Genomic DNA, 23862 nt, shown 5'->3' on the forward strand with positions numbered 1-23862 from the left:
GCGAAGCGTGGCCAAGAAGCAAGGTGCCATCGAGATTGAGGGCACCGTGATCGAGTCTCTGCCGAACGCCATGTTCAAGGTGGAGCTCCAGAACGGTCACAAGGTCCTCGCGCACATCAGCGGGAAGATGCGGATGCACTACATCCGGATCCTCCCGGACGACCGGGTCGTCGTGGAGCTCTCCCCGTACGACCTCACGCGCGGCCGGATCGTCTACCGCTACAAGTAGATCTTGCCCGTGCCCCGCTCCCGTGGGGACTGGCACTGACCCGGAGAACCTCACATCCCATGAAGGTCAAGCCGAGCGTCAAGAAGATCTGCGACAAGTGCAAGGTGATCCGCCGCCACGGCCGGGTCATGGTCATCTGCGACAACCTGCGCCACAAGCAGCGCCAGGGCTGACGCGACCACCTGCAACTCGCAGAACCCTTCTCGCGACGCGAGCAACACATGTTCATACGCAGCGTCCGCCAAGCCCGTAGTCACAGCCGGGCCGGCGACACCTCCGGCGGGGGCCGGGGACCCGGGCGTACCGCTCTCTCGTCCGAGAGGGCCGGCGACCGGGAGTGACGTTGTGGAAGACCCCCGAGATCAACTGGAGCCATTGAATGGCACGCGTTTCCGGTGTTGACATTCCGCGCGAAAAGCGCGTGGAGGTCGCACTCACCTACGTCTTCGGCATCGGCCGCACCCTGGCGAAGGAGACCCTCTCCGCCACCGGTGTGAACCCGAACACCCGCGTTCGTGACCTGTCCGAGGAGGACCTGGTCAAGATCCGCGAGTACGTGGACGCCAACATCAAGACCGAGGGTGACCTCCGTCGCGAGATTCAGGCCGACATCCGCCGCAAGGTCGAGATCGGCTGCTACCAGGGTCTGCGTCACCGTCGCGGTCTGCCGGTCCACGGCCAGCGCACCAGCACGAACGCCCGTACCCGCAAGGGTCCGCGTCGCGCCATCGCCGGCAAGAAGAAGCCGGGCAAGAAGTAGTCCTCAGCGGACGACTGCCAACGGTCTTCGCTGTAGGACCGACCACCTCCACGGGAGTAACACATGCCTCCGAAGGGCCGTCAGGGCGCTGCCAAGAAGGTGCGCCGCAAGGAAAAGAAGAACGTCGCTCACGGCCACGCGCACATCAAGAGCACGTTCAACAACACGATCGTCTCGATCACCGACCCCACGGGCAACGTGATCTCCTGGGCCTCCGCCGGCCACGTCGGCTTCAAGGGCTCGCGCAAGTCCACCCCCTTCGCCGCGCAGATGGCCGCCGAGTCGGCCGCCCGCCGCGCGCAGGAGCACGGCATGCGCAAGGTCGACGTCTTCGTCAAGGGCCCGGGTTCCGGTCGTGAGACCGCCATCCGTTCGCTCCAGGCGACGGGTCTCGAGGTCGGCTCCATCCAGGACGTCACCCCGACCCCGCACAACGGCTGCCGCCCGCCGAAGCGCCGCCGCGTCTGATCAGGGCGGCGGCGCCTCCCCGCGCGAGCGGGGGTGAACCGCGCCGCCGCGTCTGACGCGTCGCCGCTCACCAGCGGTTTCTCGGGCGGTACGGCCTTTCCGGCCGTGCCGCCCGTACCCTTGCAGTACCGACGGGCGTCAAATAGCGGGCGCCCACGACTGAAGGATCTGATCCCCACATGCTGATCGCTCAGCGCCCCTCGCTGACCGAAGAGGTCGTGGACGAGTTCCGTTCCCGGTTCGTCATCGAGCCGCTGGAGCCGGGCTTCGGCTACACCCTCGGCAACTCCCTGCGTCGTACGCTCCTCTCCTCGATCCCGGGTGCGGCTGTCACGTCCATCCGCATCGACGGTGTCCTGCACGAGTTCACCACCGTGCCGGGCGTCAAGGAGGACGTCACCGACCTCATCCTCAACATCAAGCAGCTGGTCGTCTCCTCGGAGCACGACGAGCCGGTCGTGATGTACCTGCGCAAGCAGGGCCCCGGCCTGGTCACCGCCGCGGACATCGCCCCGCCGGCCGGTGTCGAGGTGCACAACCCCGACCTGGTCCTGGCGACGCTGAACGCCAAGGGCAAGCTGGAGATGGAGCTGACCGTCGAGCGCGGTCGCGGCTACGTCTCCGCCGTCCAGAACAAGCAGGTGGGCCAGGAGATCGGCCGCATCCCGGTCGACTCCATCTACTCGCCGGTGCTCAAGGTCACCTACAAGGTCGAGGCGACCCGTGTCGAGCAGCGCACCGACTTCGACAAGCTGATCGTCGACGTCGAGACCAAGCAGGCCATGCGCCCGCGCGACGCCATGGCGTCCGCCGGCAAGACCCTGGTCGAGCTGTTCGGCCTGGCCCGCGAGCTGAACATCGACGCCGAGGGCATCGACATGGGCCCGTCCCCCACGGACGCCGCCCTGGCCGCCGACCTGGCGCTGCCGATCGAGGAGCTGGAGCTCACGGTCCGCTCCTACAACTGCCTCAAGCGCGAGGGCATCCACTCCGTGGGTGAGCTCGTCGCCCGCTCCGAGGCCGACCTGCTCGACATCCGCAACTTCGGTGCGAAGTCGATCGACGAGGTCAAGGCGAAGCTGGCCGGCATGGGCCTGGCCCTCAAGGACAGCCCGCCCGGATTCGACCCGACCGCCGCCGCGGACGCCTTCGGCGCCGACGACGACGCGGACGCGGGTTTCGTGGAGACCGAGCAGTACTGATCGGTCCCCGCCTTCCGGGGCACCCCTTCGGGGCGTGTCCCGGATCTCCGACAGGCGACCGCCTGCTCGGATACTGACTCCGGTACCTGATACGGCCGGGGCAGACACCTAGGAGAAACACCATGCCGCGTCCCACCAAGGGTGCCCGTTTCGGCGGCAGCGCCGCGCACGAGAAGCTGCTCCTGGCGAACCTCGCCAAGGCGCTCTTCGAGCACGGCCGCATCACGACGACCGAGGCCAAGGCCCGCCGCCTGCGTCCGGTCGCCGAGCGCCTGATCACCAAGGCGAAGAAGGGCGACATCCACAACCGTCGCCAGGTGCTGCAGACGATCACCGACAAGGGCGTCGTCCACACCCTCTTCACCGAGATCGCTCCGCGCTTCGCCGAGCGTCCGGGTGGCTACACCCGCATCACCAAGATCGGTAACCGTCGTGGCGACAACGCCCCGATGGCGGTCATCGAGCTGGTCGAGGGCGAGATCGCGAAGAAGGCGACCGTTGCCGAGGCCGAGGCCGCGACCAAGCGCGCGGTCAAGGAGTCCGAGGCCGCTGCCGAGGCTCCGGCCGAGGAGTCGAAGGACGCCTGACACGGCTGATGCGTGTCAGTGACGGGCCCGCCCCTTCCGGGGGCGGGCCCGTCCCGCATTCTGTGCACGGTGAGAGGAAGCACTCGGTGAGTGACGAGGTGGAGCCCGGCTACGTCCGGGTGCGGCTGGACCTGTCGTACGACGGCAAGGACTTCTCCGGCTGGGCGAAGCAGCGCGAGGGCCGGCGCACGGTCCAGGGCGAGCTGGAGGACGCGATCCGGACCGTGACCCGGTCGAAGGAGACGTACGAGCTCACGGTCGCCGGCCGTACCGACGCCGGCGTGCATGCCCGGGGTCAGGTCGCGCACGTCGACCTGCCGGACGAGGTGTGGGCCGAGCACCGGGACAAGCTGCTGCGCCGGCTCGCGGGCCGGCTGCCGCACGACGTCCGGGTGTGGCGCGCGGAGGAGGCCCCCGCCGGGTTCAACGCGCGCTTCTCGGCGATCTGGCGGCGGTACGCGTACCGGGTCGTCGACCACCCCGGCGGCGTGGACCCGCTGCTGCGCGGGCACGTGCTGTGGCACGACTGGTCGCTGGACGTCGACGCGATGAACGAGGCGTCGGAGGCGCTGCTGGGCGAGCACGACTTCGCGGCGTACTGCAAGCGCCGCGAGGGCGCGACGACCATCCGCACCCTCCAGCAGCTGCACTGGGTGCGGGACGCGTCCGGTGTCGTCACGGCGACGGTGCGGGCGGACGCCTTCTGCCACAACATGGTGCGCTCGCTGGTGGGCGCCCTGCTGCACGTCGGCGACGGCCACCGCCCGGTGGACTGGCCGGGCAAGGTCCTGGCGGCCGGCGTCCGCGACTCGGCGGTCCACGTGGTGCGGCCGCACGGCCTGACGCTGGAGGAGGTCGGCTACCCGGCCGACTCGGAACTGGCGGCCCGCAACCTGGCGGCCCGCAACCGGCGCACGCTGCCGGGCGGGGCGATCTCGGGCTGCTGCTAGGCGGCGCCCATGCGTAAGGGGGCTCCCGAGGGAGCCCCCTTACGCATGAGGAATGCGCGGCGCGTCAGGCCGAGGCCGGCACCGGCAGGTTCACGGCGAGGTCACTGCCCATCGTGATGTACGGCCGCACGCCGCCCACCGTCGGGTAGATGTCCGTCTTGTTGCGGTCGACGATGTCCCCGATGATGCGCCCGATCCGCACGGGCTCCGCCCGGCCGTCCAGCCGCAGCGCCAGGTCCCACGTGGCCCCCTCCGTACCGGCCGCGCGCAGCACCTCGTGCGGCACCGTCACGCGGAAGGACACGGCGTCGACCACCTCGGCGTCCAGCGACACCGGCTGCGCCGTCGCCCCGTCCCGCGGCGTGCCGACGAGCGTGGCGCTCCCGCCGAGCTCCGCGCCGTACAGCCGGCCCTCCACCAGGAAGGACTCCGTGCCCGTACGGATGATCGTGGCCTCCGCGTGCGCGTCGCGGTGCCAGGCGCGCAGCGCCAGGTAGCCGTCGACGGTCGGGTACGGCGCCCACCAGGTGAACGGCGAGCCCGGCAGCGGCTCCAGGTCGATCAGGCCGCGCCCCTCCGCGAGGTGCGAGACGACGCGGCGGCGCGCCTTGTCGTCCTCACGGACGACGTGCAGGTCCCAGCGGCCCTCGCCGAGCCGCAGCTCGGAGCGGTCGAGGACGGCGCGGTACGGGCCGCCGTCGGGGTCCGGCACGAGCGGCACGGAGACCGGCTTGCCCTCCTTGCGGCGGGTGACGGTCAGCGACAGCTTGTCGCCGCTGATGCCCTTGCGCTGCACGAGCACCACGATGTTGCCCCGCGCGTCGATGCGGCAGGAGGCCACGGGGCGCAGCGGCTTGCGCACCACGATGTCCTTGAGGACCTTCTTCACCGGCGGCTTGGCGGCCCTGGCCACCGGGCGGCGGCGCAGCGGCCGCAGCAGGCGTCCGGCGGTGCGGCGCAGTCGCCGGGCCAGCGGCAGCCGCTGGGCCGTGGCGGCGGCGGGCTGCACGGTGGTGCTGGTGACGCGGGGGCCGCCGAGGCTGTCGATCAGTTCGAGGTACGCGTCGGCGATGCGTTCGGGGGCGTAGCGCTTGGCGGATTCGCGGGCCGCGCGGCCCATGGTGCGCCGCAGCTCGTCGTCCTCGATCAGCTTGAGCAGGCCCTTGGCGATGGCGTCGCTGTCGCCGACGGGGACGAGGAGGCCGTCCTCGCCGTCGGTGATGATCTCGCCGGGGCCGTGCGGGCAGTCGGTGGCGACGACGGGCACGCCGCAGCCCATGGCCTCGACGATCGTCATGCCGAAGGACTCCTCGCGGGAGGTCACGGCGGCGATGGAGCCCTTGGCCCACTCGGTCTCGATGGGGGAGTGGGCACCCATGAGGGTGATGTGCTCGTTGAGGCCGAGCTTGTCGATCTGGGCGCGCAGCTTGGCCTGCTCGGGGCCGCGGCCGTAGATGCGCAGCTTCCAGTCGGGGCGGCTGGCGGCGACCGTGGCCCAGGCGCTGACCAGCAGGTCGTAGCGCTTGACGGGGATGAGCCGGCCGGCGGCGACGACGAGCTTGGCGGTGCCGTCGGAGGGCTCGACCTCGGAGGGCGGGCAGCCGTTGGGCAGGCAGACGATCTTCGTCTTGACGTCGGGGAACTGCTCGCGGTGGGTGCGGGCGTCCGCCTCGGAGACCGTGGTGTGCGCGTCCAGGTGCGGGATGGAGGCGTCCTGGTAGGCGCGGATGTTGGGCTCGTGGGTGCCGTAGATCCGGTGTTCCTGGCCGATGCGCAGGTAGCGGTCCTGGCCGAACTCGGCGAGGTACATCACGAGGCCGGGGCGGGTGGCGATGACGACGTCGGCGTCGGTCTCGGCCAGGTGCTCGGCGACGCGCTGGTCGGTGAGGGCGCTGAAGTGGGCGCCCTTGGCCTCGACCGGCGGGATGTACTGGCTGTCACGGCCCAGCAGGGCGTGGTCGCGGTCGGCGCCCTTCTCGGCGCGCTGGTCGATCAGGTTGACCAGCTTCACCTTCGGGTGAAGGGGGAGCTTGGGCTTGTCGCCGGTACGGAGCGTCGAGACGATCTCCACGTCGTGGCGGGCGGCGAGCGCGCTGGCGACGTTGAACGTCGAGCGGATGGTGCCGCCGATGCCGTAGGCGTTCTGCAAAAGGAAAGAGATCTTCATGGCGGTGTGTGCGCGCCGCGCCGAGCGCGCCGCGTCCGTCCTTCCCCCTGGCCTGGGTGGTGTCCGGGTCGTCCCCTGCTGGTCGGTCCGTGGGCGTCCCGTCGGTGGTCCCGTAGGTGGGATGTCGCGGTCCGATCCGCCGGTTAAGACCGTTGGGAGGGATTTCGGTTGCCTGCGCAGCCTACATTGTGGCCTGGGTCACGTCGCAAGAAGGTGTGGAGGAGGCCGGCTCGGTGGGTGCGTCGAGGGGCGGCGAAGGCATCAGGAACGGACGGCACGCCGTCTGCGTGGGCGTCCGGTCGGGGCTGGCGCTGGCGTGGGCGGCGGTCACGCTGGGGCTCGCGGCGGGTTGTGCGCCGCCGGGCGGCTCCCCGGACGGCGGCGGGGCCGCCGCCGGCGGGCCGGTGCGGGACGGGGCCGTAGAGGGCAAGGACGACAGCCGGGCGGTGCGGGTGCTCAGCGCCGTGCAGCTGCGCCATGTGCAGCTGGCGTCGCGCGAGGTGCCGGGCCTGGTGGTCGAGCGGGCCTCGCGGGGCACCGCGGGGAACGGCCGCCCGACCACGGACGACGCCCCGTGCCGGCCGCTGGTCGCCGCGCTGGGCTCGCAGCCGCAGCCGGAGCCGGTGGCCTCGGTGGTGAACACCTTCGCGCGCGCCTCGGGCGACGGCTTCCAGGGGCTGCTGGGCACGATCCGCGTCGCGGCGTACGAGGGCGACGGCGCGGAGACCACGCTGCGGCAGCTCCGGGAAGCGGCGCTGACCTGCGAGGACGGCTTCGCGATGCACACGGGCGAGGGGCAGCCGCAGGAGTTCGCGGCGGTCCGGACGCTGCGGGCGCCCGACGTGGGCGACGAGGCGGTGGCGTACCGGCTGGACAACGTCGCGGAGCGGGCGCCGAGCCTGGTGACGGTGGTGCGCAGCGGGCGCACGCTGGCGATGTTCTTCGCCACCAACCTGGCCGACCCGGACGCCGTGGAGATCCCGGAGGCGCTGGTCAGGGCGCAGATCGCGAAGGTGGAGCGGCTGGCGGGCGCGGAGCGGCCGCCGACCGTGCCGCCCCCGCACACCCCGGCGGGGCCGGGGGCCGACGAGGACGGGGAGGCGGGGGACGGGCCGGAGTGACGCCTCCGGCGCCGCCGGGTCCGCCGGCCCGTCCGGTGGTCGTGGCTCAGCCCGTGGACGTGATCGTCGCCGAGGCCTTGGTGGCCGCGTTGCCCTTGGAGGGGTCGGCCGAGGCGGTGGCCTGGGCGTTGGCGCGGGCCATGATCCGGCGGAAGGTGTAGCCGGCCACGTCCCGGCCGGCCTGGAGGGCCTTCTTGTCGTCGGCGGTCACGGCGGTGCCGTCCGTGTAGCCGGCGACGGTGAAGTACGCGTAGCGGCCCTCGGCGTTCGCGGTGAGCCGGCAGGCGGGGCCCTGGCAGAAGGAGGGGCCGCCGTTGTCGCCGGGCAGTGCGGTGATGTTGCCGGTGGACTGTTCCTTGACGCGGTCCGCGGCGGCCTTGGTGTCGAAGACGGCGACGCCGACGGTCACGGCCACGCCGTCCCTCGTGTAGGTGGCGCGCAGCACCTTCCGGCAGCCGTTGTCGGTGAGGACCTTGCCCAGGCCGCCGTGGGTGACCGAGGCGCAGTCGGTGGTGGTGTCGGTGGCCGCGCGCTGGTAGGCGCGCTTGTCGAGGACGGGCCGGGAGTGCGGGAAGAAGGTCTTGGTGGTGAGCGGGGCGGTGTCCTTCTCGCTGCTGGATATGAGGTCGCGCGGGTTGGGCGGGGCGACCGGCGAGAAGCTGGGCTCCGGGTTCTGCGGGCCGGGGGCGTGCGAGGCGGCCTGCGAGGGCGTGCCGCCCTTGCCGCCGCCGGCCACGGCGAAGGCCACGCCGGCGGCCACCGCGCCGGCGACCACGACGCCGCCGCCGGCCAGCAGCCATGTGCGGCGGCGGGCCCGGGAGGCGGTGGAGTCGGCCAGCCGCTCCCAGTCGGGGGTGGCCGCGGCGGGGGCGGGCGCGGCGCCGGGCGCGGGCGCCGCACCGGGCGCGGTGGGGGTGGGCGCCGCGGGAGTGGGCGCCGCCGGGTCCTGGGGGGCGCCGGGGCCGCCCGGGGCGGGCTGCTGCCAGGGCGGCAGCGGCTGGTGTGCCGGGTGGGGCTGCTGGGGCTGGCTCGGCTGGTCCGGCAGGGGTGGCGGGGGCGGCCCAAAGCTCATGGGCCGCATCGTAAACCGGCTGGTCGGGCCGGGGGCGGGTGGCCGCGATGAAAATCGGTGGGTACGTTTTGACCCGGACGACGGCCGCCCGGTACCCTGTGGGTTCGTTATGCGTATTGGCTTGCTCGATCTCACGTGAGGGGCCCTTACGCAGGTCCACCGGACCGATGACCAGCGGCAGGCACCCGGGTTGCGTCCCCGTGTGCGCGGCAGCGCTGTTGTGATCGTCAGGGTGGCCTAGTACAGGACCCATTCACGAAGAAGCGAAGGCTACGACCGTGCGTACGTACAGCCCCAAGCCCGGCGACGTCCAGCGCCAGTGGCACGTCATCGACGCCCAGGACGTCGTCCTGGGTCGTCTGGCCTCCACGGCCGCGTCGCTGCTCCGCGGCAAGCACAAGCCCGTCTACGCGCCGCACGTTGACATGGGCGACTTCGTCGTCATCGTCAACGCCGACAAGGTGCACCTGTCCGGCAACAAGCGCATCCAGAAGATGGCCTACCGCCACTCCGGTTACCCGGGTGGTCTGCGCTCCGTCCGCTACGACGAGCTGCTGGACAAGAACCCGGAGAAGGCCATCGAGAAGGCCGTCAAGGGCATGCTGCCGAAGAACTCCCTCGGCCGTCAGATGCTCTCGAAGCTGAAGGTCTACTCGGGCTCCGAGCACCCGCACGCCGCCCAGCAGCCCGTCCCGTTCGAGATCACCCAGGTCAAGCAGGGCTGAGTCCCAGCCACCGCCTAACTTAGAAAGTCTGAGGAGAATCGTGGCTGAGACCACCGCCGAGATGCCGCTCGAGGGCGTCGAGGAGTACACCACCGAGACCGAGGTCGTCGAGTCGGAGTACACCTCCGAGTCGCTCGCGTCCCGCTTCGGCGAGCCCCAGCCGGCCGCCGGCCTGGGTCGTCGCAAGAACGCCATCGCCCGCGTCCGGATCGTTCCGGGCACCGGTCAGTGGAAGATCAACGGTCGCACCCTTGAGGACTACTTCCCCAACAAGGTGCACCAGCAGGAAGTCAACGAGCCCTTCAAGGTGCTCGAGCTCGAGGGCCGCTACGACGTCATCGCCCGCATCGCGGGTGGCGGCGTGTCCGGCCAGGCCGGCGCCCTGCGCCTGGGTGTGGCCCGTGCGCTGAACGAGGCGGACGTGGACGCGAACCGCGGCCCGCTGAAGAAGGCCGGCTTCCTGAAGCGCGACGACCGTGCGGTCGAGCGCAAGAAGGCCGGTCTGAAGAAGGCCCGCAAGGCTCCGCAGTACAGCAAGCGCTAATCTCCGCGCTGCAGCACTGCCCGAACGCCCCGGTGGCACGCTCCGTGCCGCCGGGGCGTTCGGTCATCCCACCCAGGGAACGCTCATCTGTTCAGGGGCCCGAGCCCAGGCCCCGCCCCGCTCTTCTCGGAGGACACCAGTGGGACGACTCTTCGGTACGGACGGTGTGCGCGGTGTCGCCAACGCCGATCTGACGGCGGAGCTCGCGCTCGGCCTGTCGGTCGCGGCGGCGCACGTGCTCGCCGAGGCGGGCACGTTCGAGGGCCACCGCCCGGTGGCGGTGGTCGGCCGCGATCCCCGCGCGTCCGGGGAGTTCCTGGAGGCCGCGGTGGTGGCCGGCCTGGCCAGCGCCGGCGTCGACGTGCTGCGGGTGGGCGTGCTGCCCACGCCCGCCGTCGCCTACCTCACCGGCGTGCTGGGCGCGGACCTCGGCGTGATGCTCTCCGCCAGCCACAACGCCATGCCCGACAACGGCATCAAGTTCTTCGCGCGCGGCGGCCACAAGCTGGCCGACGAGCTGGAGGACCGCATCGAGGAGACCTACCGGGCGCACGCCTCCGGCGAGCCCTGGGACCGTCCCACCGGTGCCGGCGTCGGCCGCGTCCGCGACTACGACCAGGGCTTCGACAACTACGTCGCCCACCTGATCGGTGTCCTCCCCAACCGCCTCGACGGCCTCAAGGTCGTCATCGACGGCGCCCACGGTGCGGCCTCCCGCGTCTCGCCCGAGGCGTTCTCCCGGGCCGGCGCCGAGGTGATCACCATCGGCACCGACCCCGACGGCCTCAACATCAACCACGAGTGCGGCTCCACGCACCTGGCGAAGCTGCGCGCCGCCGTCGTCGAGCACGGCGCCGACATGGGCGTGGCGCACGACGGCGACGCCGACCGCTGCCTGGCCGTCGACGCCAAGGGCGAGGAGGTCGACGGCGACCAGATCCTCGCGGTGCTGGCGCTCGCCATGCGCGAGCAGGACGCTCTGCGCAAGAACACGGTCGTGGCCACGGTCATGTCGAACCTCGGCTTCAAGCTGGCCATGGAGCGCGAGGGCGTCCAGCTGGTGCAGACCGCGGTCGGCGACCGCTACGTCCTGGAGGAGATGAAGGCCAACGGCTTCGCCCTGGGCGGCGAGCAGTCCGGCCACGTCATCGTCCTCGACCACGCCACAACCGGCGACGGCACCCTGACGGGCCTGATGCTGGCGGCCCGCGTCGCCGCCACCGGCCGCCCGCTGGCGGAGCTGGCCGGCGTGATGGAGCGCCTCCCGCAGGTGCTGATCAACGTGCGGGACGTGGACAAGACCCGGGTGGGCTCCTCCGAGGAGCTGGCGGCCGCGGTGAACGCCGCCGAGCGCGAGCTGGGTTCCACCGGCCGGGTGCTGCTGCGCTCGTCGGGCACGGAGCCGCTGGTCCGCGTGATGGTGGAGGCCGCCGACCACGAGCAGGCGCGCGCGGTGGCGGAGCAGCTCGCGGACGTGGTGAAGACGGCGCTGGGCTGAGACGTCCGCTGAAAGCATTTCAGGAGGGCCGGGGCGGAAGCCCCGGCCCTCTCTTGTTCTTTGGGGGGCCTTCGGGGCCGTCTACAGCTTGCGCAGGGAGAGCCGCTGCACCTTGTGGTCCGGTCCCTTCCGCAGGATGAGGTTGGACCGTCCCCGCGTGGGGGCCACGTTCTCCAGCAGGTTGGGCTGGTTGATGGTGCGCCAGTTCCGGCGCGCGTAGTCCATGGCCTCCTCCTCGGAGACCTCCGTGTAGCGGCGGAAGTACGAGCTGGGGTCCTGGAAGGCGGTCGCGCGCAGCTTGCGGAACCGCTCGTAGTACCAGCGCTCGATGTCCTCGGTGCGCGCGTCGACGTACACGCTGAAGTCGAAGAAGTCCGCGAGCCCCACCCGGGTGCGCCCGTCCTTGCCCGGCAGGGCGGGCTGGAGCACGTTCAGGCCCTCGACGATGAGGATGTCCGGGCGGTGCACGGTCAGCCGCTCGCCGGGCACGATGTCGTAGGTGAGGTGCGAGTAGACCGGCGCGCTCACCTCGTCCTTGCCGGCCTTCACGGCCGCCACGAACCGGGTCAGCGCCCGCCGGTCGTACGACTCGGGGAAACCTTTCCGCGACATCAGGCCGCGGGCGTGCAGCTCGGCGTTGGGCAGCAGGAAGCCGTCCGTGGTGACCAGCTCGACGCGCGGGTGCTCGGGCCAGCGGGCCAGCAGCGCCTTCAGCAGCCGGGCCGTGGTCGACTTGCCGACCGCCACGCTGCCGGCCACGCCTATGACGAACGGCGTGCCGCGCTGCGTGCCCTTCTCGCCCAGGAACGTGTTGAGGGCGCCGCGCAGGCTGCCGGTGGCGCCCACGTAGAGGTTGAGCAGCCGGGACAGCGGCAGGTAGATGTCCCGCACCTCGTCCAGGTCGATCACGTCACCGAGCCCGCGCACCCGCTCCACCTCCTCGGCCGTCAGCGGCAGCGGGGTGTTCTCGCGCAGCGCGCTCCACTCGGCGCGGGTCAGGTCGACGAAGGGCGACGTGTCCGCGCGGCGTCGTTGCTGCGGCTGCTCGGTGGTGGTGGGCACGGGGCCATTGTGCGCGGCCGGGTCGTCGGGGGCACCCGCCGGGGTGGCGTTCACCGGGGTGACGTGCGGTAACGCGCGCGTCCGTACCGGTGGCGGGGGCGGGCCGGGACGGTGACGGAGGGGGGCCGCGGCGTGCCGGTGAGTGAAGTTCCGCGGAGGGTCTGTACTTACCCCCGCGTCAGGAATAACGTCCAGCGCCTGCCCCACATCACTCCCCCCACCTTCCCCACCACCCCCACCTCCCCCCCCACGTGCGAGGGTCCCGTGTTCGTGTTCCGCCTTGTGCTCCGCCGTGCCCGCAGGGGCGTACGGCGACTTGTGGCGCGCCGGGGGAGCGCGGGCCCCGGCGCGCGGGAGCTCTTCGCGGAACGCGTGCGCGGCGACCTCGCCGCCGACCTGCCCGACGAGGACCTCGGGCAGGACCTCGACGACTGCCTGGACCGGTACGTGCTCGGCAGCAAGCCGCGCTGCGAGGAGGTGGAGTACCTGGAGCTGGTGCAGGACGCCATCGACCGGATCGAACGCGGGCGTTGAGCGGTGCCGGTGGTGGCGGCGACCTTGCGCGGCGTTGACCCACGGGCGGCGGGCACGGAGCCGTACGCTGCACTCCATGTGCGGAATCGTTGGCTATGTGGGAGGGCAGTGCGCCCTCGATGTGGTGTTGGCGGGGCTGCGGCGGCTGGAGTACCGCGGCTATGACTCGGCCGGGGTCGCGGTCCTGGCCGACGGCGGGCTGGCCGCGGCGCGGAAGGCCGGCAAGCTGGCCAACCTGGAGAAGGAGCTGGCCGACCGGCCCATCCCGTCCGGGCCGACCGGGATCGGGCACACCCGCTGGGCCACGCACGGCGGCCCGACGGACGCCAACGCCCACCCCCACCTCGACAACGCCGGCCGGGTGGCCGTCGTCCACAACGGCATCATCGAGAACTTCGCCGAGCTCCGCGAGGAGCTGGCGGGGCGCGGGCACCGGCTGACCTCCGAGACCGACACCGAGGTCGTGGCGCACCTGCTGGCGGAGTCCTTCTCCTCCTGCGGCGACCTGGCCGAGGCGATGCGGCAGGTGTGCCGCCGCCTGGAGGGTGCGTTCACGCTGGTGGCGGTGCACGCCGACGACCCGGACGTGGTGGTGGGCGCGCGCCGCAACTCGCCGCTGGTGGTGGGGGTCGGCGACGGCGAGAACTTCCTCGCCTCCGACGTGGCCGCGTTCATCGCCCACACCCGGGAGGCCATCGAGCTGGGCCAGGACCAGGTCGTCGAGCTGCGCCGCGAGGGCGTCGTCGTCACCGGCTTCGACGGCGCGCCGGCCGACGACGTGCGCAGGTACCACGTCGACTGGGACGCCTCCGCCGCCGAGAAGGGCGGCTACGACTACTTCATGCTCAAGGAGATCGCCGAGCAGCCCAAGGCCGTCGCCGACACGCTGCTGGGCCGCATCGACGCCGGTGGCGCGCTGCTGCTCGACGAGGTGCGCATCCCCGCCGCGGAGCTGCGGGAGGTCGACAAGGTGGTGATCGTGGCCTGCGGCACGGCGTACCACGCCGGGCTCATCGCCAAGTACGCCATCGAGCACTGGACCCGCATCCCCTGCGAGACCGAGCTGGCCAGCGAGTTCCGCTACCGCGACCCGATCCTGGACCATCGCACGCTGGTCATCGCCATCAGCCAGTCGGGCGAGACGATGGACACCCTGATGGCGCTGCGGCACGCCCGTGAGCAGGGCGCCCGGGTGCTGGCCATCTGCAACACCAACGGTTCGACGATCCCCCGCGAGTCCGACGCCGTCCTGTACACGCACGCCGGGCCGGAGGTGGCCGTCGCCTCCACCAAGGCGTTCCTGACCCAGCTCGTGGCGTGCTACCTGGTGGCGCTCTACCTGGGGCAGGTGCGCGGCACCAAGTGGGGCGACGAGGTCCGCTCCGTCGTCCACGACCTGGCGCGGATCGCCCGGGAGGTGGAGGAGGTGCTGGAGACGATGGAGCCGGTGCGCGAACTGGCCCGCTCCCTCGCCGACCAGAACACGGTGCTCTTCCTGGGCCGGCACGTGGGCTACCCGGTGGCCCTGGAGGGCGCGCTCAAGCTCAAGGAGCTCGCGTACATGCACGCCGAGGGCTTCGCCGCCGGCGAGCTCAAGCACGGGCCGATCGCGCTCATCGAGAAGGACGTGCCGGTGGTCGTCGTCGTGCCGTCGCCGCGCGGCCGCTCGGTGCTGCACGACAAGATCGTCTCCAATATCCAGGAGATCCGGGCCCGCGGCGCCCGCACCATCGTCATCGCCGAGCGCGGCGACGAGGCGGTGCGCCCGTACGCGGACCACCTGGTGGAGATCCCGGTGACGCCGGTGCTGCTCCAGCCGCTGGTCGCCACCGTGCCGCTCCAGGTCTTCGCCTGCGAACTGGCCACGGCCCGCGGCAACGAGGTCGACCAGCCGCGCAACCTGGCCAAGTCGGTGACGGTCGAGTGATCGTCGGAGTCGGTATCGACGTCGCCGAGATCGAGCGGTTCGAGGCGGCGCTGCGCCGCACGCCGGGCATGGCGGACCGGCTCTTCGTCCAGCGCGAGCTGTACCTGCCGAGCGGTGACCGCCGGGGCATCGCGTCCCTGGCGGCCCGGTTCGCGGCCAAGGAGGCGCTGGCGAAGGCGCTGGGCGCGCCGCCGGGGCTGCTGTGGACGGACGCCGAGGTGGTGACGGAACCGGGCGGCCGGCCGCGCCTGGAGGTGACGGGCACGGTGGCGGCCCGCGCGGAACAACTGGGCGTGCGCAGCTGGCACGTGTCGCTCAGCCACGACGCGGGCGTGGCCTCGGCGGTGGTGGTGGCGGAGGGATAGGGGCGGCCCGCTGCTGCGGATTCAGGTCCAGGTCGAGGATCACCAGGCCCGCCCGTGGTCCTCGACCATTCACCCGGACGAGACATCCAGCCACACCTCCCTCAGTTCCTCCGCCACCCCGATCGACGTCAGCGGCGCCGGGCCCAGGCGGCGGGCCGCCAGGCCGTGGAGGTACGCGCCGGCCGAGGCGGCGTCCAGGGCCGGGAGGCCCGCGGCGAGGAGGGAGCCCGTCAGGCCCGAGAGGACGTCGCCGCTGCCTGCCGTGGCCAGCCAGGGGGTGCCCGTCGGGTTGACGCGGACCGGGCCCGAGGTCGCGGCGACCAGCGTGGTGGAGCCCTTGAGCAGGGCCGTCACGCCGAAGCGCCGTGCCAGGGCCCGTACCGAGGAGAGGCGGGCCGCCTCGACCTCCTCCCGGGCCAGGCCCAGCAGGGCCGCCGCCTCGCCCGCGTGCGGGGTCAGGAGGGTTTCCGCGGCACGGGTGCGGACCGCCTCGGGGTCCAGCAGGCGCAGTCCGTCCGCGTCCACCAGCACCGGGACGTCGGAGGCCAGGACGTCCTCCAGGGCCTGGTGGGCGGCCGCGTCGTCGCCCAGGCCGGGGCCGACCACCCACGCCTGCACCCGGCCCGCCTTCCCCGGCGGGCCCGCGGTGACCAGCGTCTCCGGGAAGCGGGCGACGACCGCGTCCGCCGCCGGCCCGGCGTACCGCACCGCGCCCGCGCCGCCGCTCAGCGCGCCCGCGACCGCCAGCACCGCCGCGCCCGGGTAGCGGGCGGAGCCGGCGACGACGCCGACCACGCCCCGCCGGTACTTGTCGCTCTCCGCCGCCGGCCGCGGCAGCAGCGCCGCGACGTCCGCGTGCTGCAGGGCCTCCATCTCCGGCTCCTCCGGCAGCCACGGGCCCAGCCCGATGTCGACCAGCCGCAGCGCCCCCGCGTGCTCGCGCGCCGGGTCGACCAGCAGGCCGGGCTTGTACGCGCCGAAGGTCACCGTCGCGTCGGCCCGCACCGCCGGGCCCCGCACCTCGCCGCTGTCCGCGTCGACGCCGCTGGGCAGGTCCACGGCCACGACCAGGGCCCCCTCCGCGGCCCGGACCAGCTCCTCCGCCTCCGGCCGCAGCCCGCCCCGGCCGCCGATGCCGACGATGCCGTCCACGACCAGATCCGCGCACGCCACCGCGCGTACGCCGTCCCCGTCCGCCGGCACGGCCCGGCCCCCGGCCCGGCGCAGCGCCCGCAGTCCCCCGTCGTGCGCGCGGCCGGGCGACAGCAGCACCGCCGTGACCCCCGCGCCGCGCCGGGCCAGGCGCGCACCGGCGTAGAGGGCATCGCCGCCGTTGTCGCCGCTGCCCACGAGCAGCGCGACCCGCGCCCCGTACACCCGCCGCCCCAGCAGCTCCGCGCATGCCGCCGCGAGCCCGGCAGCCGCCCGCTGCATCAGCGCGCCCTCGGGCAGCTGCTCCATCAGCGCCCGCTCCGCCGCCCGTACCGTCTCCACGCCGTAGCCAGTTCTCATGGCCTCAGCGTCCCCCACCGCCCTCGCCGGCAACACCCGGAATGCCCCGGAGCGGCCCCGGAGGGCGCCCGGAGATCGTCTCGGGGGCGTCCCGGGGAGTGCGCCGGGAGCGCGCCGGGACCCTGCCGCCCCCCGCCGCCCGCCTGCTGCCCGCCCGCCGCCCGCCCCCGCACCGCACCTCCCGGCCGCGTGACCTGAGACACTGACGGGGATGAGTGAGACACCGATGCGCGCCCGTGCCCTGGTCGACCTGGCCGCCCTGCGGGCCAACGTACGTGCCCTGCGGGCCCGCGCGCCCCGGGCGCAGCTGATGGCCGTGGTCAAGGCCAACGCCTACGGTCACGGCGCGGTGCCCTGCGCGAAAGCCGCCCGGCAGGCCGGTGCGGAGTGGATCGGCACGGCCCTGCCGCAGGAGGCGCTCGCCCTGCGTGCCGCGGGTGACACCGGCCGGATGCTGTGCTGGCTGTGGACGCCCGGCGGCCCCTGGCGGGAGGCCGTGGAGGCCGGCATCGACGTGTCCGTCAGCGGCCTGTGGGCGCTGGAGGAGCTGTGCGCCGCGGTGCGGGAGTGCGGCGTCCCCGCCCGCGTGCAGCTGAAGATCGACACCGGCCTGGGCCGCAACGGCTGCACGCCCGGCGACTGGGAGAAGCTCGTCGCGGCCGCGCGGGACGCCGAGGAGGCGGGCCTGCTCAAGGTGACCGGTGTGTGGTCGCACTTCGCCTGCGCCGACGAGCCCGGCCATCCCTCCATCCGGGCCCAGCTGGACGTCTTCAAGGACGCGGTGGCCTACGCGGAGCGGCAGGGCCTCGCCCCGGAGGTGCGGCACATCGCCAATTCGCCGGCCACCCTCACGCTCCCCGAGGCCCACTTCGACCTCGTCCGCACCGGCGTCGCCATGTACGGGATATCCCCGAGCCCGGAGGTCGGGACCCCGGAGGAGCTCGGGCTGCGGCCGGTGATGACGCTGTCCGCCTCCCTCGCCTCGGTCAAGCGCGTGCCCGGCGGCCACGGCATCTCGTACGGCCACGCGTACACCACCCCCGGCGAGACGACCCTCGCGCTGGTCCCCCTCGGGTATGCCGACGGCATTCCCCGGTCCGGTTCGGGTACGGGTCCGGTGATGGTGGGCGGCAAGCGGTACACGGTGGCGGGCCGGGTCGCGATGGACCAGTTCGTGCTCGACCTGGGCGGCGACAGCGCCGAGGCGGGCGACGAGGCGGTGCTCTTCGGCCCCGGCGACCGCGGCGAGCCGACCGCCGAGGACTGGGCGCGGGCGACCGGAACCATCGCCTATGAAGTGGTGACGCGCATCTCCTCGCGGGTGCCCCGCGTCTATACCGGAGAGATCCCGGACGGGGCCGGGGAGACGGGCGGCGACCGGACGGCCCACGGCAGCGACAACGGAGCCGACGAGGACGCGGGGGCATGAGATGACCGAAGGCGGCGGCGACAGCGCGCTCGGCGCGGCGGCGGCGTCCGTGAGGACCGCCACGGGCCTTCCCGGCGCGGTGAAGGGCGGTGCCGCGGGCGTCGGGGCCGCCGCCTGGCGGCGCGGCGCGGGCATCGCGGGCGCCGCCGTCGGCGTCGTCGCCGCGGGAGCGGCGGTCGGCGTGGCCATGGAACGGCTGACCGTCGGCCGCGGCATGCGCCGCAAGGCACGGCTCGCCCTGGACTCCGTCGCCCCCTACGGGACGCTGCGCGGCACCCCCGGCAGGGCCGTCGCCGAGGACGGCACCGAGCTCTACTACGAGGTCGACGAGCCGGACCCCGCCACCTGCGCCCGTGCCGGCCGCTTCTTCGGCCGCCGCCCGGCGCCGCCGGTCACGGTCGTCTTCAGCCACGGCTACTGCCTCAGCCAGGACTCCTGGCACTTCCAGCGCGCCGCCCTCCGGGGCGCGGTGCGCACCGTCTTCTGGGACCAGCGCAGCCACGGCCGCTCGGGCCGCGGCAGGGGCCAGGAGCCGGGCCGGGAGGAGGGCACGGAACCGGTCAGCATCGACCTGCTGGGCCGCGACCTCAAGGCCGTCATCGACGCCGCCGCACCCGAGGGACCCCTGGTGCTGGTCGGGCACTCCATGGGCGGCATGACGATGATGGCCCTCGCCGCCCACTACCCCGGGCTGATCGAGGAACGCGTGGTCGGGGCGGCCTTCGTCGGCACGTCCTCCGGCCGCCTCTCCGAGGTCACCTACGGGCTCCCCGCCGTCGGCATGAACCTGCTGCGCCGCACGGTGCTGCCCGGCGCCTTCAAGCTGATGTCCGCGCAGACGGAGCTGGTGGAGAAGGGCCGCCGGGCGACGGCCGACCTGCTCGGCGGGATCATCAAGCGCTATTCGTTCGGGTCGCGGGAGGTCGACCCGGGGGTGGCGCGGTTCGCCGAGCGGCTGATCGAGGCCACGCCGGTGGACGTGGTGGCCGCCTTCTACCCGGCCTTCGACGCCCACGACAAGGCGAACGCGCTGAGCGCCTTCGACGGCCGTCCGGTGCTGGTGCTGGCCGGCGAGAAGGACATGATCACCCCGGCCGACCACAGCCGGGCCATCGCCGAGGCCCTGCCGGCCGCCTCCCTGGTCGTCGTGCCCGGGGCCGGCCACCTGGTCATGCTCGAACAGCCGGGAACGGTGGACGCGCAGCTGTCCGCCCTGCTCACGGCGGCGGGCGCGGGCGCACCGGCACGCCGGCTGCCGAGCGGCGAGGTCGGGACGCCCTAGCCGGGAGCCCCGGCCAAGGCGCCCGGCCAGGGCGCCCTAGGGGACGGGTCCCGCCGGTCTCCGGGGAAGGCCGGGGTCGCGGCCGGCCCGTACACGGCCGGCACCCCGTACCATCGACGGGTATGAACGCCCCGCACGACACCACCACCCCCGCCGTTCCCTCCGCGCAGCTCACGGTCAAGTCCGCCGACGACATGCGGGAATTGGGTCGCCGGCTGTCCGGTCTGCTGCGCCCCGGTGACCTGGTGCTGCTCTCCGGTGAGCTCGGCGCCGGCAAGACCACGCTCACGCGCGGCCTGGGCGCGGGGCTGAACGTCCGCGGTGCCGTGACCTCCCCCACGTTCGTCATAGCCCGGGTGCACCCGCCGCTCGGCGACGGCCCGGCGCTGGTGCACGTCGACGCCTACCGGCTGTCGGGCGGCCTCGACGAGATGGAGGACCTGGACCTCGACGTCTCGCTCCCCGAATCGGTGATCGTCGTGGAGTGGGGCGACGGCAAGGTCGAGGACCTCTCCGAGGACCGGCTGCGCGTCGTCATCGAGCGCGCCGTGGGCGCCGACGCCCCCGACCCGGACGACGCCGCCGGTGACCACGAGGACGTACGGACGGTGACGGTGACCGGCATCGGTGACCGCTGGGCGGACGCCGACTTCTCCGCGCTGGGCCGCTGAGCCGGGACGCCGGCGCCGGGCGTGGCCCCGGCCAGGGGTGGTTCCGGCCGGGGTAGTTTCCGACAAGCCGTCGGCAAGATGTTGCGCGCCGGGCGCCGGGCGTGGTCACATGGAGTACGGAGGCTTGGTTAGGTCTGCCTAACTCGCAGCTGCGGCCCGCCGGCCTCCGCCCCGCTCAGCCCTCGCCCGAGCTGCCCCGGGAGGCATCCATGTCGGACCGAGAGCCCGCCGCCCCCGTGGCGCACGACCGTCCCTTGGACAGGCCCCTGTCGATGCACGACCTCCTGGCGTCGTGCGCGGCGGCCGACGCCGTCTCGACCCCGCCCGAGGCGCCCCGCGCCCCGGCCGGGACGGACGACGACACCGCTGCTCAGGACGCCCCGGCGGACCGCAACGCCGCCTGACGGGCCCCACCACCGCCCGACGGGTCACGGAAGCACGGCTACGGAACCACCACGATCTTCGTGTTGTTCACCGCGAACTCCCACATGGCCCGCCCGTCGGCCGGCTTCTCCCGGATCGCACCCGTCTTCTTCCCCGACATCGGGCTCGGCGACGAGCCGTCGACGGCCGCGCTGAAGCCGAAGACGATGCCGTTCACGTCACGGTGGAACCGCACCACGTGCTCCACCGGGATGCCGTCCGACCCCACGACGTTGGGGGAGCGCGACGTGACCGTGTACGTACCCGGCGGCGGGTTCACCGTGCTCGGCGCGACCTCGTACGTCCGCGTGGCCTTGCCGTCCGCGCCGACCAGCCAGACCCGCTTCTGCCCCAGCGCGTAGACGACCCGCAGCCCCGTGCCCGAGCCCTCCGGCACCGCATCGGCGGCCTTCGGGGCGTCCTGGCCGGCGCCGGCGCCGCCCCCCTTGCCCTGGTCGCCGCCCTTGCCCTGCTCCTTCGCGCTGCCCGACGCGGTCCCCGCGTGCGCCGCCACAGGGTGGTCCGGAGCGGCCTCCGCCTGGTACGCCAGGAAGCCGACCCCCGCCAGTGCCGCCGCGGTGAGCGCGGCCACGATGGCCCCCGAGCTGCTCCGTGCCACGCTGCGCACACCCTTCCGTCTTCTTCTCGTCGCCGGCGCCGTCCGGGGCGTCCAGGGTTCGCGGGGCGCTCGTCACCGGTCCCGGCCTGCCGGCCGGGCACCGCGCGCCGCTCGCGCCACCCTCTCGTACGGCCGCCGTCCCCTCGTACGGCTGCCGCTCCCACGTACGGCTTTCGCGGCTGACCGTAGCACCCGGCGGGGCGCCCCGACGCGCCCCAGGCCGGGCGCGGGCCGGGTCCGCGCGCCGACCGCGCCCCGGTGCGCGCATCGCGCGCCCCACCATGCGCCGTAGGCTTGTCACGTGTTGCTGCTCGCTCTGGATACCGCCACCCCCGCCGTCACCGTAGCCCTGCACGACGGCGAGTCCGTCGTCGCCGAGTCGACCCAGGTGGACGCCCGCCGCCACGGGGAGCTGCTGCTGCCCGCCGTCGACCGCGTGCTGGCCGAGGCCGGGACCCGGCTCGACGCCGTGACCGGCATCGTCGTGGGCGTCGGCCCCGGCCCGTACACGGGCCTGCGCGTCGGCATCGTCACCGCCACCACCTTCGCCGCCACCCTCGACGTCCCCGTCCACGGCCTGTGCACGCTCGACGGCATCGCGTACGCGGCGGGGCAGGCGGGCCTGGAGGGCGAGTTCGTCGTCGCCACCGACGCCCGCCGCAAGGAGGTCTACTGGGCGCGCTACGCCGACGCCCGGACCCGCAGCGGCGAACCCGCCGTCGACCGCCCCGCCGACCTGGCGGACCGCGTCGCCGGCCTGACCGCGGTGGGCGCCGGCGCCGTCCTCTACCGCGACGCCTTCGCGGCCGTCCGGGACGACCTGCCGCAGCACCAGTCGGCGGGCGCGCTGGCCGCCCTCGCCGCCGAGAAGCTGCGCACCGGCGGCGAGTTCCTCTCCTACCAGCCGCTCTACCTGCGCCGGCCCGACGCGCAGGTCCCGGCCAACTACAAGGTGGTCACACCGAAGTGAGCGCCACCGCCCCCGGGGCACCCGCCGTGCGCATCCGCGAGATGCGCTGGTGGGACATCGAACCCGTGCTGGAACTGGAGCGCGCGCTCTTCCCGCACGACGCGTGGTCCAAGGGCCTGTTCTGGTCCGAGCTGGCCCACGCGCGCGGCGCCCACGCCAACCGCCGCTACGTCGTCGCCCAGGACCCCGACGGCCGCGTCGTCGGCTACGCGGGCCTCGCCGCCGTCGACGGCACCGGCGACGTCCAGACCATCGCCGTCGCCCGCGAGCACTGGAGCACGGGCCTGGGCGCCCGGCTGCTCACCGAGCTCCTCACGACCGCGACCGCCTTCGAGTGCCGCGAGGTGCTGCTGGAGGTCCGCGTCGACAACACCCGCGCCCAGCGCCTCTACGAACGCTTCGGCTTCGAGCCCGTGGGCGTACGCCGCGGCTACTACCAGCCCGGCAACGTCGACGCGCTCGTCATGCGCCTCACCGACCCGAACCACGCAGTGCAAGGAATGACCCATGGCTCGCAAGGCTGACGAACCCCTCGTCCTCGGCATCGAGACCTCCTGCGACGAGACCGGAGTCGGCATCGTCCGAGGTCACACCCTGCTCGCCGACGCCGTCGCATCCAGCGTCGACGAGCACGCCCGCTTCGGCGGCGTGGTCCCCGAGGTCGCCAGCCGGGCGCACCTCGAGGCCATGGTCCCGACCATCCAGCGCGCGCTGAAGGAGGCCGGCGTCAGCGCCAAGGACCTCGACGGCATCGCCGTCACGGCCGGCCCCGGCCTCGCGGGCGCGCTGCTCGTCGGCGTCTCGGCCGCCAAGGCGTACGCGTACGCCCTCGGAAAGCCGCTCTACGGCGTCAACCACCTGGCCTCCCACATCTGCGTCGACCAGCTGGAGCACGGCGCCCTGCCCGAGCCGACGATGGCGCTGCTGGTCAGCGGCGGCCACTCCTCGCTGCTGCTGGCCCCGGACATCACGTCCGACGTGCGGCCGCTCGGCTCGACGATCGACGACGCGGCGGGCGAGGCGTTCGACAAGATCGCACGCGTGCTGAACCTGGGCTTCCCCGGCGGCCCGGTCATCGACCGGTACGCGCGCGAGGGCGACCCGGACGCGATCCGCTTCCCCCGCGGCCTGACGGGCCCGCGCGACCCGCTGTACGACTTCTCGTTCTCCGGCCTGAAGACGGCCGTGGCCCGCTGGATCGAGGCCAAGCGCGCGGCCGGTGAGCACGTACCGGTGGCCGACGTGGCGGCGTCCTTCCAGGAGGCGGTCGTCGACGTCCTCACCCGCAAGGCGGTACGGGCCTGCAAGGACCACGGCGTGGACCACCTGATGATCGGCGGCGGCGTCGCGGCGAACACCCGCCTCCGCGCCATGGCCGAACGCCGCTGCGAGGACGCGGGCATCACCCTGCGCGTCCCGCGCCCGAAGCTGTGCACGGACAACGGCGCGATGGTGGCGGCCCTGGGCGCGGAAATGGTGGCGAGGGGCCGCGCGGCGTCGTCGTGGGACCTGTCGGCGGACTCCTCGCTCCCGGTGACGGAAACACACGTCCCGGGCGAGGAGCACGCGCACGACCACGACCACGACCACGCCCACTCGCACGACCACGACCACGTGCACGAGCTGAGCAAGCAGAACCTGTACGACGCGTAGACCTGCGATCCACAGGTTTGCGCTCCGGGCGCCGGGCCCCGATCTTCGGGCTTCGGCGCCCGAGCGCTTTATGCAAGGAATGGGTGGAGAGG

General features: G+C 73.3%; 26 protein-coding genes. 21 read left to right on the plus strand and 5 right to left on the minus strand.

Features of this window, described 5'->3' with window-relative positions; translation table 11 throughout:
* Nucleotides 1-7: 7 nt before the first annotated feature.
* The 7 genes from infA (at nt 8) to truA (ending at nt 4196) form a co-directional block, all read left to right on the plus strand.
* The gene (gene infA, locus IE305_RS21640; protein WP_003956442.1) at nt 8-229 is read left to right on the plus strand and encodes a translation initiation factor IF-1; all 222 of its coding nucleotides are present in this window, start codon (nt 8-10) and stop codon (nt 227-229) included.
* 59 nt (nt 230-288) lie between these two features.
* Entirely contained in the window at nt 289-402 is a 114-nt protein-coding gene (gene rpmJ / locus IE305_RS21645; protein ID WP_003956441.1) for a 50S ribosomal protein L36, read from the plus strand.
* 206 nt (nt 403-608) lie between these two features.
* A complete protein-coding gene (gene rpsM / locus IE305_RS21650; protein WP_190131332.1) occupies nt 609-989 on the plus strand; it encodes a 30S ribosomal protein S13 in 381 nt (126 codons plus the stop codon).
* 63 nt (nt 990-1052) lie between these two features.
* Nucleotides 1053-1457 (plus strand): 30S ribosomal protein S11, encoded by a 405-nt coding sequence (gene rpsK, locus IE305_RS21655; protein WP_003948617.1) that lies wholly within the window; start codon nt 1053-1055, stop codon nt 1455-1457.
* 179 nt (nt 1458-1636) lie between these two features.
* Nucleotides 1637-2659 (plus strand): DNA-directed RNA polymerase subunit alpha, encoded by a 1023-nt coding sequence (locus IE305_RS21660; RefSeq protein WP_004946635.1) that lies wholly within the window; start codon nt 1637-1639, stop codon nt 2657-2659.
* 122 nt (nt 2660-2781) lie between these two features.
* Nucleotides 2782-3246: a 50S ribosomal protein L17 gene (gene rplQ, locus IE305_RS21665; protein ID WP_190131333.1), complete on the plus strand. Its 465-nt coding sequence runs from the start codon at nt 2782-2784 to the stop codon at nt 3244-3246.
* An 86-nt stretch (nt 3247-3332) separates the two neighbouring features.
* On the plus strand, nt 3333-4196 hold the full coding sequence (gene truA / locus IE305_RS21670; protein WP_190131334.1) for a tRNA pseudouridine(38-40) synthase TruA: 864 nt from the start codon (nt 3333-3335) through the stop codon (nt 4194-4196).
* Between the two features lie 64 nt (nt 4197-4260).
* On the opposite strand, the gene IE305_RS21675 is transcribed toward truA, so the two are convergent.
* A complete protein-coding gene (locus IE305_RS21675; protein WP_190131335.1) occupies nt 4261-6363 on the minus strand; it encodes a glycosyltransferase in 2103 nt (700 codons plus the stop codon).
* A 233-nt stretch (nt 6364-6596) separates the two neighbouring features.
* Between IE305_RS21675 and IE305_RS21680 the strand changes: the two genes are divergently transcribed.
* Nucleotides 6597-7484: a hypothetical protein gene (locus IE305_RS21680; RefSeq protein WP_190131336.1), complete on the plus strand. Its 888-nt coding sequence runs from the start codon at nt 6597-6599 to the stop codon at nt 7482-7484.
* Between the two features lie 46 nt (nt 7485-7530).
* On the opposite strand, the gene IE305_RS21685 is transcribed toward IE305_RS21680, so the two are convergent.
* Complete coding sequence (locus tag IE305_RS21685) at nt 7531-8556, minus strand: hypothetical protein (protein ID WP_229891309.1); 1026 nt, start codon at nt 8554-8556, stop codon at nt 7531-7533.
* Nucleotides 8557-8834: 278 nt separating this feature from the next.
* Between IE305_RS21685 and rplM the strand changes: the two genes are divergently transcribed.
* From rplM to glmM, 3 genes are all read left to right on the plus strand, one after another.
* Nucleotides 8835-9281, plus strand: coding sequence for a 50S ribosomal protein L13 (rplM, locus tag IE305_RS21690; RefSeq protein ID WP_190131337.1), 447 nt, complete (start codon nt 8835-8837; stop codon nt 9279-9281).
* 40 nt (nt 9282-9321) lie between these two features.
* The gene (rpsI, locus tag IE305_RS21695; protein WP_190131338.1) at nt 9322-9825 is read left to right on the plus strand and encodes a 30S ribosomal protein S9; all 504 of its coding nucleotides are present in this window, start codon (nt 9322-9324) and stop codon (nt 9823-9825) included.
* 139 nt (nt 9826-9964) lie between these two features.
* Nucleotides 9965-11323 (plus strand): phosphoglucosamine mutase, encoded by a 1359-nt coding sequence (glmM, locus tag IE305_RS21700; RefSeq protein WP_190131339.1) that lies wholly within the window; start codon nt 9965-9967, stop codon nt 11321-11323.
* Between the two features lie 81 nt (nt 11324-11404).
* Here glmM and coaA read toward each other — a convergent pair whose 3' ends face one another.
* Nucleotides 11405-12385, minus strand: coding sequence for a type I pantothenate kinase (gene coaA, locus IE305_RS21705; RefSeq protein WP_190131340.1), 981 nt, complete (start codon nt 12383-12385; stop codon nt 11405-11407).
* A gap of 318 nt (nt 12386-12703) precedes the next feature.
* Between coaA and IE305_RS21710 the strand changes: the two genes are divergently transcribed.
* The 3 genes from IE305_RS21710 to IE305_RS21720 all read left to right on the plus strand — a co-directional run bounded on the left by IE305_RS21710 (nt 12704) and on the right by IE305_RS21720 (nt 15211).
* The gene (locus IE305_RS21710; protein ID WP_229891329.1) at nt 12704-12919 is read left to right on the plus strand and encodes a hypothetical protein; all 216 of its coding nucleotides are present in this window, start codon (nt 12704-12706) and stop codon (nt 12917-12919) included.
* A gap of 76 nt (nt 12920-12995) precedes the next feature.
* The gene (gene glmS, locus IE305_RS21715; protein WP_190131341.1) at nt 12996-14846 is read left to right on the plus strand and encodes a glutamine--fructose-6-phosphate transaminase (isomerizing); all 1851 of its coding nucleotides are present in this window, start codon (nt 12996-12998) and stop codon (nt 14844-14846) included.
* Nucleotides 14843-15211 (plus strand): holo-ACP synthase, encoded by a 369-nt coding sequence (locus tag IE305_RS21720; RefSeq protein ID WP_190131342.1) that lies wholly within the window; start codon nt 14843-14845, stop codon nt 15209-15211. The genes glmS and IE305_RS21720 overlap by 4 nt, the downstream gene beginning before the upstream one ends.
* A gap of 69 nt (nt 15212-15280) precedes the next feature.
* Here IE305_RS21720 and IE305_RS21725 read toward each other — a convergent pair whose 3' ends face one another.
* A complete protein-coding gene (locus IE305_RS21725) occupies nt 15281-16723 on the minus strand; it encodes an NAD(P)H-hydrate dehydratase (protein ID WP_190131343.1) in 1443 nt (480 codons plus the stop codon).
* Nucleotides 16724-16934: 211 nt separating this feature from the next.
* On the opposite strand from IE305_RS21725, the gene alr reads away from it, so the two are divergent.
* From alr to IE305_RS21745, 4 genes are all read left to right on the plus strand, one after another.
* A complete protein-coding gene (gene alr / locus IE305_RS21730) occupies nt 16935-18152 on the plus strand; it encodes an alanine racemase (protein WP_190131344.1) in 1218 nt (405 codons plus the stop codon).
* A gap of 1 nt (nt 18153) precedes the next feature.
* A complete protein-coding gene (locus tag IE305_RS21735) occupies nt 18154-19434 on the plus strand; it encodes an alpha/beta fold hydrolase (RefSeq protein ID WP_190131345.1) in 1281 nt (426 codons plus the stop codon).
* Between the two features lie 122 nt (nt 19435-19556).
* On the plus strand, nt 19557-20105 hold the full coding sequence (gene tsaE / locus IE305_RS21740; protein ID WP_190131346.1) for a tRNA (adenosine(37)-N6)-threonylcarbamoyltransferase complex ATPase subunit type 1 TsaE: 549 nt from the start codon (nt 19557-19559) through the stop codon (nt 20103-20105).
* 209 nt (nt 20106-20314) lie between these two features.
* Entirely contained in the window at nt 20315-20509 is a 195-nt protein-coding gene (locus IE305_RS21745; protein ID WP_190131347.1) for a hypothetical protein, read from the plus strand.
* A 38-nt stretch (nt 20510-20547) separates the two neighbouring features.
* On the opposite strand, the gene IE305_RS21750 is transcribed toward IE305_RS21745, so the two are convergent.
* Nucleotides 20548-21147 carry a hypothetical protein gene (locus IE305_RS21750; protein WP_190131348.1) on the minus strand — a complete coding sequence of 200 codons (600 nt, stop codon included), beginning with the start codon at nt 21145-21147 and terminating at the stop codon, nt 20548-20550.
* A gap of 301 nt (nt 21148-21448) precedes the next feature.
* Between IE305_RS21750 and tsaB the strand changes: the two genes are divergently transcribed.
* The 3 genes from tsaB to tsaD are packed head-to-tail and all read left to right on the plus strand — an operon-like array spanning nt 21449 to nt 23770.
* The gene (gene tsaB, locus IE305_RS21755) at nt 21449-22117 is read left to right on the plus strand and encodes a tRNA (adenosine(37)-N6)-threonylcarbamoyltransferase complex dimerization subunit type 1 TsaB (protein ID WP_190131349.1); all 669 of its coding nucleotides are present in this window, start codon (nt 21449-21451) and stop codon (nt 22115-22117) included.
* A gap of 41 nt (nt 22118-22158) precedes the next feature.
* Nucleotides 22159-22641, plus strand: a complete 483-nt coding sequence (gene rimI / locus IE305_RS21760) for a ribosomal protein S18-alanine N-acetyltransferase (protein WP_190131442.1) — start codon at nt 22159-22161, stop codon at nt 22639-22641.
* A complete protein-coding gene (tsaD, locus tag IE305_RS21765; RefSeq protein ID WP_190131350.1) occupies nt 22625-23770 on the plus strand; it encodes a tRNA (adenosine(37)-N6)-threonylcarbamoyltransferase complex transferase subunit TsaD in 1146 nt (381 codons plus the stop codon). Before rimI ends, tsaD begins: the two co-directional genes overlap by 17 nt.
* Nucleotides 23771-23862: the final 92 nt, after the last annotated feature.

Origin of the sequence: Streptomyces mashuensis, from assembly GCF_014654785.1 — a bacterium.
In the GTDB taxonomy this organism is placed as follows: domain Bacteria; phylum Actinomycetota; class Actinomycetes; order Streptomycetales; family Streptomycetaceae; genus Streptomyces; species Streptomyces mashuensis.

Coding starts and splice junctions, on each gene's coding strand:
- IE305_RS21745 (WP_190131347.1), top strand. CDS start 20,315: ATGTCGGACCGAGAGCCCGCCGCCCCCGTGGCGCACGACCGTCCCTTG.
- rpsM (WP_190131332.1), top strand. CDS start 609: ATGGCACGCGTTTCCGGTGTTGACATTCCGCGCGAAAAGCGCGTGGAG.
- IE305_RS21725 (WP_190131343.1), bottom strand. CDS start 16,723: ATGAGAACTGGCTACGGCGTGGAGACGGTACGGGCGGCGGAGCGGGCG.
- tsaD (WP_190131350.1), top strand. CDS start 22,625: ATGGCTCGCAAGGCTGACGAACCCCTCGTCCTCGGCATCGAGACCTCC.
- rpmJ (WP_003956441.1), top strand. CDS start 289: ATGAAGGTCAAGCCGAGCGTCAAGAAGATCTGCGACAAGTGCAAGGTG.
- glmS (WP_190131341.1), top strand. CDS start 12,996: ATGTGCGGAATCGTTGGCTATGTGGGAGGGCAGTGCGCCCTCGATGTG.
- rpsK (WP_003948617.1), top strand. CDS start 1,053: ATGCCTCCGAAGGGCCGTCAGGGCGCTGCCAAGAAGGTGCGCCGCAAG.
- IE305_RS21660 (WP_004946635.1), top strand. CDS start 1,637: ATGCTGATCGCTCAGCGCCCCTCGCTGACCGAAGAGGTCGTGGACGAG.
- IE305_RS21675 (WP_190131335.1), bottom strand. CDS start 6,363: ATGAAGATCTCTTTCCTTTTGCAGAACGCCTACGGCATCGGCGGCACC.
- rimI (WP_190131442.1), top strand. CDS start 22,159: ATGCGCTGGTGGGACATCGAACCCGTGCTGGAACTGGAGCGCGCGCTC.
- rplQ (WP_190131333.1), top strand. CDS start 2,782: ATGCCGCGTCCCACCAAGGGTGCCCGTTTCGGCGGCAGCGCCGCGCAC.
- alr (WP_190131344.1), top strand. CDS start 16,935: ATGAGTGAGACACCGATGCGCGCCCGTGCCCTGGTCGACCTGGCCGCC.
- IE305_RS21685 (WP_229891309.1), bottom strand. CDS start 8,556: ATGAGCTTTGGGCCGCCCCCGCCACCCCTGCCGGACCAGCCGAGCCAG.
- IE305_RS21735 (WP_190131345.1), top strand. CDS start 18,154: ATGACCGAAGGCGGCGGCGACAGCGCGCTCGGCGCGGCGGCGGCGTCC.
- tsaE (WP_190131346.1), top strand. CDS start 19,557: ATGAACGCCCCGCACGACACCACCACCCCCGCCGTTCCCTCCGCGCAG.